General features: G+C 69.0%; 15 protein-coding genes. 12 read left to right on the top strand and 3 right to left on the bottom strand.

Going from position 1 to position 13,237, the window contains the following annotated elements; translation table 11 throughout:
* Positions 1–9 precede the first annotated feature (9 nt).
* From BWR19_00965 to BWR19_00955, 3 genes are read left to right on the top strand one after another with little or no spacing between them, the layout of a single operon-like run.
* A complete protein-coding gene (locus BWR19_00965; protein ID APX91635.1) occupies positions 10–726 on the top strand; it encodes a hypothetical protein in 717 nt (238 codons plus the stop codon).
* Positions 723–1,631: a tyrosine recombinase XerC gene (locus BWR19_00960; protein ID APX91634.1), complete on the top strand. Its 909-nt coding sequence runs from the start codon at positions 723–725 to the stop codon at positions 1,629–1,631. Before BWR19_00965 ends, BWR19_00960 begins: the two co-directional genes overlap by 4 nt.
* Positions 1,632–1,640: 9 nt before the next feature.
* Positions 1,641–2,375: a haloacid dehalogenase gene (locus BWR19_00955; protein ID APX91633.1), complete on the top strand. Its 735-nt coding sequence runs from the start codon at positions 1,641–1,643 to the stop codon at positions 2,373–2,375.
* Here the strand turns inward: BWR19_00955 and BWR19_00950 are convergent.
* Positions 2,372–2,980, bottom strand: coding sequence for a YihA family ribosome biogenesis GTP-binding protein (locus BWR19_00950; GenBank protein APX91632.1), 609 nt, complete (start codon positions 2,978–2,980; stop codon positions 2,372–2,374). The two genes, BWR19_00955 and BWR19_00950, sit on opposite strands and share 4 nt — an antisense overlap.
* A 277-nt stretch (positions 2,981–3,257) precedes the next feature.
* On the opposite strand from BWR19_00950, the gene BWR19_00945 reads away from it, so the two are divergent.
* From BWR19_00945 to BWR19_00925, 5 genes are all read left to right on the top strand, one after another.
* Complete coding sequence (locus tag BWR19_00945) at positions 3,258–3,878, top strand: cytochrome c4 (protein APX91631.1); 621 nt, start codon at positions 3,258–3,260, stop codon at positions 3,876–3,878.
* A gap of 189 nt (positions 3,879–4,067) precedes the next feature.
* Positions 4,068–4,700: a disulfide bond formation protein DsbA gene (locus BWR19_00940; GenBank protein APX91630.1), complete on the top strand. Its 633-nt coding sequence runs from the start codon at positions 4,068–4,070 to the stop codon at positions 4,698–4,700.
* Between the two features lie 2 nt (positions 4,701–4,702).
* Entirely contained in the window at positions 4,703–5,518 is an 816-nt protein-coding gene (locus tag BWR19_00935; protein ID APX91629.1) for an endonuclease, read from the top strand.
* Between the two features lie 106 nt (positions 5,519–5,624).
* Positions 5,625–6,176, top strand: a complete 552-nt coding sequence (locus BWR19_00930) for a C4-dicarboxylate ABC transporter permease (protein ID APX91628.1) — start codon at positions 5,625–5,627, stop codon at positions 6,174–6,176.
* A gap of 21 nt (positions 6,177–6,197) precedes the next feature.
* A complete protein-coding gene (locus BWR19_00925) occupies positions 6,198–7,589 on the top strand; it encodes a C4-dicarboxylate ABC transporter (protein ID APX94848.1) in 1,392 nt (463 codons plus the stop codon).
* Between the two features lie 4 nt (positions 7,590–7,593).
* Here the strand turns inward: BWR19_00925 and BWR19_00920 are convergent, their stop codons facing one another.
* Complete coding sequence (locus tag BWR19_00920; protein APX91627.1) at positions 7,594–8,025, bottom strand: hypothetical protein; 432 nt, start codon at positions 8,023–8,025, stop codon at positions 7,594–7,596.
* A 62-nt stretch (positions 8,026–8,087) separates the two neighbouring features.
* Here BWR19_00920 and BWR19_00915 point away from each other — a divergent pair, with 62 nt between their 5' ends.
* From BWR19_00915 to BWR19_00900, 4 genes are all read left to right on the top strand, one after another.
* The gene (locus tag BWR19_00915; protein APX91626.1) at positions 8,088–8,900 is read left to right on the top strand and encodes a bifunctional hydroxymethylpyrimidine kinase/phosphomethylpyrimidine kinase; all 813 of its coding nucleotides are present in this window, start codon (positions 8,088–8,090) and stop codon (positions 8,898–8,900) included.
* A 166-nt stretch (positions 8,901–9,066) separates the two neighbouring features.
* Complete coding sequence (locus tag BWR19_00910) at positions 9,067–9,912, top strand: universal stress protein (GenBank protein APX91625.1); 846 nt, start codon at positions 9,067–9,069, stop codon at positions 9,910–9,912.
* Positions 9,913–9,993: 81 nt separating this feature from the next.
* Positions 9,994–10,566, top strand: a complete 573-nt coding sequence (locus BWR19_00905; protein ID APX91624.1) for a hypothetical protein — start codon at positions 9,994–9,996, stop codon at positions 10,564–10,566.
* 42 nt (positions 10,567–10,608) lie between these two features.
* Positions 10,609–11,046: a D-tyrosyl-tRNA(Tyr) deacylase gene (locus tag BWR19_00900; protein APX91623.1), complete on the top strand. Its 438-nt coding sequence runs from the start codon at positions 10,609–10,611 to the stop codon at positions 11,044–11,046.
* 259 nt (positions 11,047–11,305) lie between these two features.
* On the opposite strand, the gene BWR19_00895 is transcribed toward BWR19_00900, so the two are convergent.
* On the bottom strand, positions 11,306–13,237 hold the full coding sequence (locus BWR19_00895) for an ABC transporter ATP-binding protein (protein APX91622.1): 1,932 nt from the start codon (positions 13,235–13,237) through the stop codon (positions 11,306–11,308).

Below are 13,237 nucleotides of genomic sequence, written 5' to 3'. Positions count from 1 at the left end.
GAGTCCCGTATGGCCCGAGCTCCGGCCCCCGAACCGCGCCAGACGTTGGCCCCCGAACGCGTCGCCGAGTGGCTGGCGCGCCACCCCGACTTCTTCGTCGGCCGTGAAGGCCTGCTGCAGCAGCTCAAGGTGCCGCATCCCGAAGCGCGCGGCGCCACCTCGCTGCTCGAGCGGCTGGTGCACGACCTGCGTGAGCGCGCCGAGAGCGCCGAATGGCGCTTGGAGCAGTTGCTGGAGTCGGCGCGCCACAACGAGGCCCAGTACCGGCGCATCCGCGAGATGGTGCTGGCCCTGCTCGAGGCCGAGGACAACGATGCCATGGGCCAGGCCCTGGCCACTCAGTTGGCCGAGCGCTTTCGCACCCCGGCGGTGGCGCTGTGGTGCCCGGCCAGCCTCACCGACCGCGAACCGCGGCCGCCGCAAGCCCCGCGCCATGTGCTCGACGACGCCGCCAGCACTCGCCTGGCGGCACTCCTCGACGGCCGTACCAGCCGCTGCACGCGGCTCACGGTGACCGACTGGAAGCGCCTGCTGCCGCACCTGCCGGCCCCCGAACAGCCCGGCTCCTGCGCCATCACCCGACTATCGCTGGGCGAGCCGCTGGGCTACCTGGTGCTCGCCAGCAGCGACCCGGAGCACTTCCGCGCCAGCCTCGACACCCTGTTCACCGAGTATCTCGGCGACGTGGTGGCGCGGCTGCTGGTACGCCACGGGCCGGCGGCGTGAGCAACAGCGTCCTGCAGGATGACGTCGCGGCCTTCCTGGTCGAGCTGGCCACCCACGCCAGCCCGGCCACCGTCGACGCCTATCGTCGCGATCTGGCCGCGCTGACGGGCTTTGCCGACGCGGCCGGCGTGGCGGGCTGGGAGAGCCTCGACCTGGCCCTGGTACGCCGCTTCCTCGGCGCCGAGCGCAGCCGCGGCCTGGCCGCGCGCAGTCTGGCCCGGCGCCGCGCGGCGCTGTCACGCTTCGCCGACCACCTGGTGCGCCGCGGCCTGCTGGCTCACAACCCGGTGAGCCTGACCCAGGCACCGCGCCAGCCGCGCCACCTGCCGCGCCCCGTCGACGTCGACCTGCTCGGCCGTTTCCTCGACACGCCCCATGACGGCTCGCCGCTGGCGCGGCGCGACCAGGCCATGCTCGAGCTGCTCTACTCCAGCGGCCTGCGCCTCGCCGAACTCGCCGCGCTGGATATCGACCAACTCCAGGCCCAGCGGGTGCGGGTGGTCGGCAAGGGCAGCAAGCCGCGCCAGGTGCCGGTGGGCCAGCGCGCGCGCCAGGCACTCGACGCCTGGCTGGCGGTGCGCGGCGATCTGGCCGGCGAGGCTGAAAGCGCACTGTTCGTCGGCCAGCGCGGCCGCCGCCTCGGCCATCGGGCGATCCAGCTGCGCCTCGCCGCCCTGGCCCGCCAGCGCGGCCTGGCCGAGCACCTCCACCCGCACCGCCTGCGCCACTCCTTCGCCAGTCACCTGCTGGAGTCGAGCCAGGACCTGCGCGCGGTGCAGGAGCTGCTCGGCCATGCCAATCTCTCCACCACCCAGGTCTATACGCGCCTCGACTGGCAGCACCTCGCCGCCAGCTACGACGCCGCCCACCCGCGCGCCAAGCGGCGCCGTGACCCGACACCCTGAGAGCACGCCATGCCGCCCATCGATGCGCTGACCTTCGACCTCGACGATACCCTGTGGGACAACCGCCCGGTGATGGAACACGCCGAACACGGCCACTACCGCTGGCTGGACGAATCCCTGGCGGCCTGGCACGGCGCGCAGTCGGCAAGCCTGGGGCGCTACGCCGAGCGCTTCCCGCTCGACGCCTACCAGGCCCGCCGCCAGCAGCTGGCCGAGCGCGTGCCGCTGCGCCGCGGCGACTTCACCTGGATTCGTGAGCGCGCCCTGCGCGAGCTGCTCGAGGAGTACGGGCTGCCGCGCAGCGCCGCCGCCATGTGGGCGGCGGCGAGCATGGCGCGCTTCCTCGACATGCGCCACCGGCTGACGCCCTATCCCGAGGTCGCCGCACTGCTCGCCGACCTCGGCGGCCGCTACCGCCTCGGCGCGATTACCAACGGCAATGTCGACCTGGCCCGGCTGCCCATCGCCGCGCATTTCCGGGTCACCATCGCCGCCGGCGAGATGCTCGCCCCCAAACCCGACGCGCGGCCCTTCCTGGCCGCCCTGGCACGCCTCGGCAGCCGCCCGTCGCGGGCGCTACACGTGGGGGATTCATGGCGCGAGGATGTGCTGCCCGCCCAGCGGCTGGGCATGCGCGTGGCGTGGATCGATGCCCGTGACGAAGGCGCCGCCAGCCTGCCGCCGGGGGTTCATCGGCTGCGCCACGTCAGCGAGCTGCCGGATCTGCTGGCCGGCCTGGATTAGTCAGCCACCAGCCACTCGTCCAGCTTGGTCTGAGCCTCCTCGACCCCCTCGCGCTTGAGCGACGAGTACAGCTGCACGCTGACCAGGTCCTCCCACTCACGCAGCCGGCCGCGGACCTTTTGCAACTCGCTCTTGGCCGCACCGCTCTTGAGCTTGTCGGCCTTGGTCAGCAGGATATGCACCGCCATGTCCTGCTCGTCGGCCCAGCCGAGCATCATCTCGTCGAACTCGCTGAGCGGGTGGCGCACGTCCATCACCAGTACCAGGCCGCGCAGCGACTGGCGATTGCGCAGGTAGTCGGCGAGGTGGCGCTGCCACTCGAGCTTGACCTTCTCCGGCACCTTGGCATAGCCATAGCCGGGCAGGTCGACCAGCCGCTGGGATTCGCCGCCGGCCAGCGAAAAGAAGTTGATCAGTTGGGTGCGGCCGGGGGTCTTGGAGGTGCGCGCCAGCGCCTTCTGCTGAGTCAAGGCATTGATGGCGCTAGACTTACCGGCATTGGAGCGGCCGGCGAAGGCCACCTCGGCGCCGGCATCGGGGGGGCACTGTGCCAGGGTCGGAGCGCTGGTGAGGAAGCGGGCGGTCTGGTAATTGAGGCGCGGCATGGGGCAGCAGGATCCTGTCTAGGGCCGGTATACGACGATTGATGGCGCACGGCGCAGTACAGCCGCATTCACGTTATCCGGCGGATTCGTTATAATGCGGTGTCTTTTGTCTGCGACCTGGGGCACGCTAGTGTACCACCGTGCTCTCGTCGACAGCGACCTGCCCGCTCAAGGCACGGCTGTCGCGCGACTGGCGGGCTCGGCTGCGGTCACCGCGGGCCCGGGCGGCACCCAGGGTGCGTACCGGTAAACAACGAAACGGCATAGTGGATTAGCGATGAGAAAGTTACTGGCAAGCCTGGCAATTACCATGGGCGCCGTGGGCGTAGCCCACGCAGAAGAAATCGAAGGCGATGCGGCCGCGGGCCAGGAATTGGCCGCCACCTGTGCCGCCTGTCACGGTCAGGAGGGCATCAGCCCCTCGGCCTCCTTCCCGCATCTGGCAGGCCAGCAGGCCTCCTACCTCGCCAAGCAGATCAAGGATATCCGCGACGGCCACCGCGTGGTGCCGCAGATGGCTGGCCAGGTCGACGACTACTCCGACCAGGACGCCTGGGACGTAGCGGCCTTCTATGCCGAGCAGGAGGCCAACATCGGCCAGTCGGATGACGATGAAGAACTGCTGGCACGCGGTGAAGAGCTCTACCGCAGCGGCGACATGGCCAAGGGCATTCCGTCCTGCGCCGCCTGCCACACCCCCAGCGGCGAAGGCATCGGCAGCGCGGTCTATCCGGGGCTCGCCGGGCAGTTCCCCGATTATACCGTGTCCACCCTGCAGGACTTCGCCGCCGGGGAGCGTGCCAACGATCCCAACGACATGATGCGCGACATCGCCGCCAAGATGAGCGATGCCGACATGGAAGCGGTGGCCAACTACCTTTATGGCCTGCACGACTGAGCCAGCCGCGGCAGAGTGTCACGCCCCGCGCCTGGCGGGGCCTGGAGGGCGGCCAATGGCCGCCCTCGGCGTTTTACACCATCACGATTTGCTGCATGATACGCTGGGAACCCCGGTCGGTTCGCCTGCTCAAAGAGTGGCGCCCGGACTGCCGGGCTCCACGCGCTGTATGCCAAGGAGAAACTACGCATGTTCAAGACATTGATGGTGGCCATTGCCGGGCTCGGTCTTTCCGGGCTGGTCGCGGCCCAGGAAGTGGTCGAAGGCCAGCACTACGAGGTAATCGACGAGGCGGTGGAGACCCGCGTCGATGACGACCTGATCGAGGTCACCGAAGTCTTCTGGTACGGCTGCCCGCACTGCAACCGCCTGCAGCCCACCCTCAACGCCTGGCTCGAGGAGCTCGACGACGACGTCGCCGTGATCCATATGCCGGCGACCATGGGTGGCGACTGGAACAAGCACGCCGCGGCCTACTATGCCTCCGAGGAGCTCGGCATTCGTGAAGACGTCCACGCCGACTTCTTCGCTGCCATCCACGACCAGGGTCGCGCACTCACCGATGACGACGACATCGCCGACTTCTTCAGCGACTACGGCGTCAGCGACGACGAGGCACGCCAGGCGCTGGGCTCCTTCGGCGTACGCAGCCAGGTCAACCAGGCCCACTCGCGGATGCGCGCCATGCAGGTGATGGGTGTCCCGGCCCTGGTCATCGACGGCCGCTACGTGGTCAGCCCATCGAGCGCCGGCAGCCTCGAGAACATGCCGCAGGTCGCCGATGCGCTGATCGACATGGTACGAGAAGAGCGGAGCCGGTAACCGTGAGCCAGGCCGATGTCCTGCATCGTCCCCACGATGCCAGTCACCTGCGGCTGCTGACCTTCAATCTGCAGGTCGGCATCCACACCTCGGCCTATCACCACTACCTGACCCGCAGCTGGCAGCACTTCCTGCCGCATCCCAAGCGCGCCGGGCGCCTCGACCTGATGAGCGAGGTGCTCGGCAAGTTCGATATCGTCGGCCTGCAGGAGGTCGACGGCGGCAGCTTCCGCTCCGGCAACGTCAACCAGGTCGAGTACCTGGCCAGCCGCGCCGGCTTCCCGCACCACTTCCAGCAGCTCAACCGCAACCTGGGGCGTTTCGCCCAGCACAGCAACGGCCTGCTGTCGCGGCTGCCGCCGGCGCGCATCGAGGAGCACCGCCTGCCCGGCCCCCTGCCCGGGCGCGGCGCCATCCACGCCAGCTACGGCGAAGGCCCCGACGCCCTGCATCTGTTCGTCGCCCACCTGGCGCTGAGCCATCGCGCCCGGGTGCGCCAGCTCGACTATCTCAGCGAAATCATTACCCCGCTGCGCCACGTGGTGGTGATGGGCGATCTCAACTGCACCCCCGAGCAGCTGCATACCCACGACCGCTTCTGCCGCTCGCTGCCGCTGCACCCGGTGCTGCCGCTGCCCAGCTACCCTTCATGGCAGCCGCGCCGCGCGCTGGACCATATCCTGCTCTCTTCGTCGCTGGCCACCACCCAGGTGCGGGTCCTCGACCAGCTGTTCTCCGACCACCTGCCGATCGCCGTCGACCTGACCCTGCCGCATGCCTGCCAGCAGGCGCTGGGGCGTATCAAGTCCACGGGATGAGCCGTCCCCAATGAAGGACACCGGGGCATTGATGGATGATTTTGTCGCCATAATCGGCGATCATGTCGCGCCACGCTAGAACAACCGTTTACCGTTGAGAGGTCCCATGAGCCGCGCGACTCGCGAGCCGATGCTGCTGTCCCGACTCGATGCCTTCACCGAGGTCATCGGCCGCAGCGTTGCCTGGCTGGTGCTGGTGATGATGCTGGTGCAATTCGCCATCGTGGTGATGCGCTATCTGTTCAACGTCCACAGCATCGTCATGCAGGAATCGGTGATGTACATGCACGCCGCGGTCTTCATGCTGGCCGCCGCCTTCACCCTCAAGCACGACGGCCACGTGCGCGTCGACGTCTTCAACCGGCGCATGTCACCCCGCGGCCGGGCCTGGATCGAGCTGTTCGGCACCCTGCTGCTGCTGATCCCGGTGGTGCTGTTCCTGGGCCTTGGTAGCCTGCGCTACGTGGCCAGCAGCTGGGCGATCCTCGAGCGCTCCTCCGACGGCGGCCTGCCGGCGGTGTTCCTGCTCAAGACGCTGATCCCGCTGATGTGCCTGCTGCTGCTGCTGCAGGGCATCGCCCAGGCCTGGCGCCAGATCCTTATCCTGCGCGGGCGCCTGCCTGCCGAGAAGACCCACGAGCACGAGGAGATACTGTAAGTGGAAGCCGTGCTCGTCTATATGCCATTCGTGCTGTTCTTCGCCGTCTGCGGCGTGCTGATGCTGGGCTACCCTGTGGCGCTGTCGCTGGCCGGCACCGCGCTGGCCTTCGCCGGCCTGGGCTTTGCACTGCAGAGCCTGGGCGTGGCGGTGCCCTTCGAGGGCCGCTACATGTCGGCCATGCCCAACCGCCTCTACGGCATCATGACCAACCAGACCCTGCTGGCGGTGCCGCTGTTCGTGCTGATGGGGGTGCTGCTGGAGAAGTCGCGGGTCGCCGAGACCCTGCTCGACGCCATGGCGCTGCTGTTCGGCGCGCTGCGCGGCGGCCTGGGCATCTCGGTGGTGCTGGTCGGCATGCTGCTGGCCGCCTCCACCGGCATCGTCGGCGCCACCGTGGTCACCATGGGCCTGCTGTCGCTGCCGACCATGCTCAAGCGCGGCTACTCGCCGGCGCTGGCCACCGGCACCATCTGTGCCACCGGCACCCTGGGCCAGATCATCCCGCCGTCGATCGCCCTGGTGCTGCTCGGCGACGTGCTTTCCAACGCCTATCAGCAGGCCCAGCTGTCGATGGGGGTGTGGAGCCCGCGCACCCTGTCGGTGGGCGACCTGTTCATCGGCGCGCTGATTCCCGGGCTGATCCTGGTCGTGGCCTATATCGTCTATGTCGCGGCGGTGGCCTGGCTCAAGCCCGAGGCCGCACCGCCAGCCGACCGCCAGGAGCTGATGCGCGAGCTCGACTACCGCGGCAGCCTGTGGCCGCTGCTGCTCAAGGGGCTGGTGCCGCCGGTGCTGCTGATCGTCGCGGTGCTGGGCTCGATCCTCGGCGGCTTCGCCACTCCCACCGAGGCCTCGGCGGTCGGTGCCTTCGGCGCGCTGGTGCTGGCGCTGGCCAAGCGCCGCCTGTCGTTCAGCGTGCTCAAGGACGTGGCGCGCACCACTACCCACGTCACCAGCATGGTGTTCCTGATCCTGATCGGCGCGGCACTGTTCTCGCTGGTGTTCCGCGCCTACGGCGGCGAGCACCTGGTCACCGAGCTGTTCGAGGCGCTGCCCGGCGGCGTGGTCGGCGCCACCCTGGTGGTGATGCTGGTGATCTTCCTGCTCGGCTTCATCCTCGACTTCATCGAGATCACCTTCGTGGTGGTGCCGATCGTCGGGCCGGTGCTGCTGGCCATGGGCGTCGACCCGATCTGGCTGGGGATCATGATCGCCATCAACCTGCAGACCTCGTTCCTGACCCCGCCGTTCGGCTTCGCGCTGTTCTATCTGCGCGGCGTGACCCCGGATTCGGTGCCGACCACGGCGATCTACCGCGGCGTGATCCCGTTCATACTGCTGCAGCTGGCGATGCTCGGGGCGCTGGCGCTGTTCCCGGCGCTGGCCACCTGGCTGCCCTCGGTGCTGTGAACGCCTACTGGCAGAGCGGCGCCAGCCAGGCGTGGGCCAGGTAGAGCACCACCGCGTAGCGGGTGCCCTTGGCCAGGGTGATCAGCAGGATCGCCCGCCACCACGGCAGCCGGAACACCCCGGCCAGCACGGTGAGCGGGTCGCCGATCAGCGGCGCCCAGGAGAGCAGCAGGCTCCACTCGCCGAAGCGATGATACCAGCGCTCGGCGCGTGCCAGCCCGGCGCGGCTGGCTGGAAACCAGCGCCGATCCTGGAAGCGCCGCGCATAGCGGCCCATCCACACGTTGATCAGGCTGCCCAGGGTATTACCGCTGGTGGCCACCAGCCACAGCGCCAGGGCCGGCTGGCCCAGGCACCACTGGCGCGCCAGCCACACCTCGGAGCCGCCGGGCAGCAGGGTGGCACTGACCAGCGCCACCAAGAACAGACTCAGCATGGCGCCCACCCCGCCTGCTGCAGTAGCCTAGCCTTCATCGACACCATACTGACACCCTTGCCATGACCACTCCCGTCTCCATCCCCAATGCCCTGACCATCGCCGGCTCCGACCCCAGCGGCGGCGCCGGCATCCAGGCCGACCTCAAGACCTTCTCCGCGCTGGGCGCCTATGGTACCAGCGTGATCACCGCCCTGACCGCCCAAAACACTCGCGGCGTGAGGGGGGTGCACCCGGTGCCCGCCGACTTTATCGCCACCCAGCTCGACACCCTGTTCGATGACGTCGAGATCGACGCGGTGAAGATCGGCATGGTGGCAAGCCGCGAGGTCGCCGAGGTGATCCGCGCGGCGCTGACGCGCCGCCGCCCGCGTTGGGTGGTGCTCGACCCGGTGATGGTCGCCAAGAGCGGCGACGTGCTGGTCGACGATGCCGGTATCGCCGCGGTGCGCGACATCCTGGTGCCGCTGGCCGACCTGATCACCCCCAACCTGCCGGAGGCGGCGGTACTGCTGGCACGCAGCACGCCGGCCAGCCCCGACGAGATGGAGGCCATGCTGCCTGCGCTGGGCGAGCTCGGCGCCCCCTATGTGCTGCTCAAGGGTGGCCACCTGCGCGGCGAGCGCTGCCCGGACCTGCTCGCCGATGCCGGCGGCGCACGCTGGCTCGACGGCCCGCGCATCGCCACCGACAACCTGCACGGCACCGGCTGCTCGCTGTCGTCGGCGGTGACCGCCTGCCTGGCCCGCGGCGATGCCCTGCCCGAGGCGGTCGGCGCCGCCAAGCAGTGGCTGAGCGCAGCGCTCACCGCCAGCGCACGCCTGAACGTCGGCCGTGGCCACGGCCCGGTGCACCACTTCCACGCCTGGTGGTAAGCGGCGCAAAGGCTTGCCGGCGGATCACTCTCGGACGCTGCCGACTGAGAGAACGCCGGGGTGGGCCCCCTCAGCTTGCAGGCTTTGACAACTGGCACCATGCTGGGAGTGACGGCGCCATCGCCACAGCTGGCGCCACGTGTCCCGCATCGAGGGAGGGAAGCTCATGGCCCACACCCTGCTGTTTGCCTGCGACCTGTCCGCCGAGAACCGCGCCGCCTTCGCCCGCGCCCTGCGCATGGCCAATGAGAGCGGCGCGCGCCTCGATGTCATCCACGTGCTCGATCCTCATCTGCCGCGCCAGGCGCTACGCGACCTCGAGCCGCTGGTGATCGAGGAGATGCAGCGCATCCTGACCGACCTGCGCGAGGACTACGCCCTCCCCGAGCCGGCCACCCTGCTGCAGACCGTGGCCGGTGCACCCTACGCCGAGATCATTCGCGAGGCCCACGAGCGCGAGGTCGACATGATCGTGCTCGGCGCTCACCGCAAGCGCGGCCAGCTCGACCTGGTCGGCGGCACGACGCTGGCTCGGGTGCTGCGCGGTGCGCCCTGCCCGGTGCTCTCGGCGAGCCACCTGGCGACCCAGACCTGGCAGGACATCCTGGTGCCGGTCAACTTCTCGCTGGCCTGCCGCCACACTCTGCGCGAGACCCTCAAGCGCTTCCCCGAGGCCAGCGTCACCCTGCTTCACGCCTGGAATATTCCCGGCGAGCGCGAACTCGGCTCGGACAGCCACTATGCGCAGTGGCGCGATAGCGAGGTGGCGCGGCTGCGTCAGCAGCTGGAGCGCGAGATCGACCAGCTGATGGGCGAATTCGATGCCGTGCCCGAGGTCCATCTCGTGCTCGAGCAGGGTGATCCGCTGGAGGTGCTGCTCAATCGCCTGCGCCGCCAGCCGCCGGACCTGCTGGCGCTGGGCAGCCGCGGCCCGCTGGGCCGCCAGGGCCACCTCACCGAGCAGCTGCTGGCAGAACCACACTGCGATGTGATGGTGTGTCGTGCCTGGTAGCTGATGCCTCGCCAGAATAGTACAGAACCTATACATTGACGCGCGGTCTGTATGGAATCGTTTCCTGCCGATGGAGTCCCCATGCGCCCTGCGTCCCTGTCCCGCATCGCCGCCGTGATCTTGATCCTATGCAGCCCATTTGCCCTGGCCCAGAGCGAGTCGCGGGTCGAGGTGCGCGGCGCCGAATTCGACACCCGTCTCGACGACGACGGCATCCGCTACGCCCTGCTCGGCAGCGGCGTATTCCGCTATCTGGTATGGAACGCCTACGCCGGCGCCTACTATCAGGACGAGGATGCCAGCGCCCCCGCGCCGCTCTCCGACGTCCCCAAGCGGCTGGAGCTCGAGTACTTCCATGCCATCGAGGCCGAGGACTTCGCCGATGCGACCCGCGAAACGCTTCGCGACACCCTGGATGCCGAGGCCTTTGCCCGGCTCAGTGACGAGCTGGATGCCTTCAATCAAGCCTATCGCGACGTGGTCCCCGGCGACCGCTACGCATTGAGCTGGAACGGCAGCGAGCTGCGCTTGGCGCTCAACGCCGAGACGCTCTACCGCAGCGGCGACCTGGCGCTGGCCAACGCCCTGTTCGGCATCTGGTTGGGCAGCAACCCGCTGCGCCGCGACTTCCGCGACGCCCTGCTGGGACGCTGAGCGGCTATACTGGCGCGCCGACCACTCGTCACAGGAGCCCGCATGCGAGCATTGATCCAACGCGTACGCCGCGCCAGCGTCGAGGTCGACGGCCAGACCATCGGCGCCATCGACCACGGCCTGCTGGCGCTGATCGGCGTCGAGAAGGGCGACGATGAGGCCCGCGCCGACAAGCTGCTGCACAAGCTGCTGCACTACCGTGTATTCAGCGACGCCGAGGGCAAGATGAACCTCAACCTGCAGCAGGCCGAAGGCGGGCTGCTGCTGGTCTCGCAGTTCACCCTGGCCGCCGACACCCGCAAGGGCCTGCGCCCGAGTTTCTCCAGCGCCGCGCCGCCCACCGAGGGTGAGCGACTGTTCACTTACCTGCTGAGCCGCGCCCAGGCGAGCTGGCCGCGGGTCGCCTGCGGCGAATTCGGCGCCGATATGCAGGTGGCGCTGATCAACGATGGGCCGGTGACCTTTCTGCTGGAGAGTTGAGAGTGCCCAGTTCCGCCAGCATGCACTCACCGAGTAAGCACGAGTCGCGCCCCCCGGGTTGAAACCCTGACGCTGCGCTCGCGACCTGTCCGTCGGGTCACAACATAATCCCTCACGAGTGACCCTCGCTCGCCATCCATGGCGAGCGCCGGACGTCGCTTCGCTTGCGCCAGCAACCCGCGGTATATGTCGCTTTCGTGCTTACCCGTGAGTGCGCTGCGTCGGCGGCGCCTGACCGCCAAGCCTAGCGACGCCAGAGTCAACTCTCACTCAGCTCGGCCTCCATGGCCTCCAACGCCTCCTCGGCGGCCAGCCAGTCGGCCTCGAGGTCGTCGAGCTGCGACTTGAGCTCGCCCTGGCGCGCCAGGGCCGCGGTCAGCTCCGCCTTGCGCGCGGGATCGGTGTAGAGCTCGGCATCGCCCAGCGTTTCCTCCACCGCGGCCAGCTGCGCCTGGATCTTGTCCATCGCCTGCTCGGCGCGGTCGCGCTGCTTCTTCAGCGGACGCAGCTTCTCGCGCAGTTCGGCGGCGGCGCGGCGGGCCGCCTTGCGATCCTCGCGGGGCGCATCCTCGCTCTTGTCGGCCCGCGCCTCGCGACGCTCTCCCTCCAGGCGCGCCTTGAGCCAGGCGCGGTAGTCCTCGAGATCGCCGTCGAAGGGCTCGACCCGGTGGTCGGCCACGCGCCAGAACTCGTCGACGGTGGCGCGCAGCAGGTGGCGGTCGTGGGAGACGATGATCACCGTGCCCTCGAAGCTGGCCAACGCCTCGGTGAGCGCCTCGCGCATCTCCAGGTCGAGGTGGTTGGTGGGCTCGTCGAGCAGCAGCAGGTTGGGCTTCTGCCACGCTACCAGGGCCAGGGCCAGGCGCGCCTTTTCGCCGCCGGAGAAGCTGCCAGCTACCTCGAAGGCGTCATCGCCCTTGAAGCCGAAGCCGCCCAGGAAGTTGCGGATCTCCTGGTCGCTGGCGGTCGGCGATAGCCGCTGCACGTGCATGAACGGGCTGGCCGCGAGGTCGAGCCCCTCGAGCTGATGCTGGGCGAAGTAGCCGATCGCCAGGTGCTCGCCGGGCACCCGCTTGCCGGCCAGCGGCGCCAGCTCGCCGGTCAGCGACTTGATCAGCGTCGACTTGCCGGCGCCGTTGGGGCCGAGCAGGCCGATACGGCTGCCGGGCAGCAGGGTGACCTTGACGTCGTCGAGCTGCACGCTCTCGTTGCCCGCCTCATCACGGTAGCCGAGCCGCGCCTCGTCCAGCACCAGCAGCGGATGCGAGGTCTTGTCCGCCGCGGGAATCGAGAAGTGGAACGGCGAGTCGGCATGGGCCAGGGCGATATCCCCCATGCGTTCGAGCATCTTGAGACGGCTCTGGGCCTGACGCGCCTTGGTGGCCTTGGCACGAAAGCGCGCCACGAAGCGCTCGATCTCCTCCTTGCGCGCCTGCTGCTTGGCGGCCTCGGCCTGCTGCAGCGCCAGCTTCTCGGCACGGGTACGCTCGAAGGTCGAGTAGTTGCCGCGATAGAGCACCAGCCGGCCGCGGTCGAAGTGCACGATGTGGTCACACACCGCATCGAGGAAGTCGCGGTCGTGGGAGATCAGCAGCAGGGTGCCGGGATAGCGCACCAGCCACTGCTCGAGCCACAGCAGAGCGTCGAGGTCGAGGTGGTTGGTGGGCTCGTCGAGCAGCAGCAGATCGGACGGCATGAACAGCGTCCGCGCCAGGTTGACGCGCATCCGCCAGCCGCCGGAGAAGTCCGCCAGCGGCCGCGAGAGATCGCGTTGCGCAAAGCCCAACCCTACCAGCAGCTGGGCGGCACGCGCCGGGGCACTGTAGCCGTCGAGTGACTCGACCTTGCCGTGCAGCTCGGCCTCGCGATGGGCGTCGCCGGACGCCTGGGCCTCAGCCAGCGCGGCTTCAGTGGCGCGCAGCTCGCGGTCGCCGTCGAGCACATAGTCGACGATGGCGCGGTCCAGCGCGGCGATCTCCTGATCCATGTGCGCGATACGCTGGCCGCCGGACATCTCGACCTGGCCCTTATCGGGGGCCAGCTCACCCAGCAGCAGCTTGAACAGGCTCGACTTGCCGGCCCCGTTGGGACCGACGATACCGGCCTTGTGGCCGCCATGCAGGGTCAGCTCGGCGCCCTCGATCAGCGTCTGGGTGCCGCGTTGCAGCGAGAGTTGGCGCAGTGCGATCAT

This window comes from Halomonas sp. 1513 (assembly GCA_001971685.1).
Taxonomy (GTDB): domain Bacteria; phylum Pseudomonadota; class Gammaproteobacteria; order Pseudomonadales; family Halomonadaceae; genus Franzmannia.
This window is presented reverse-complemented; position numbering and strand designations above follow the sequence as displayed.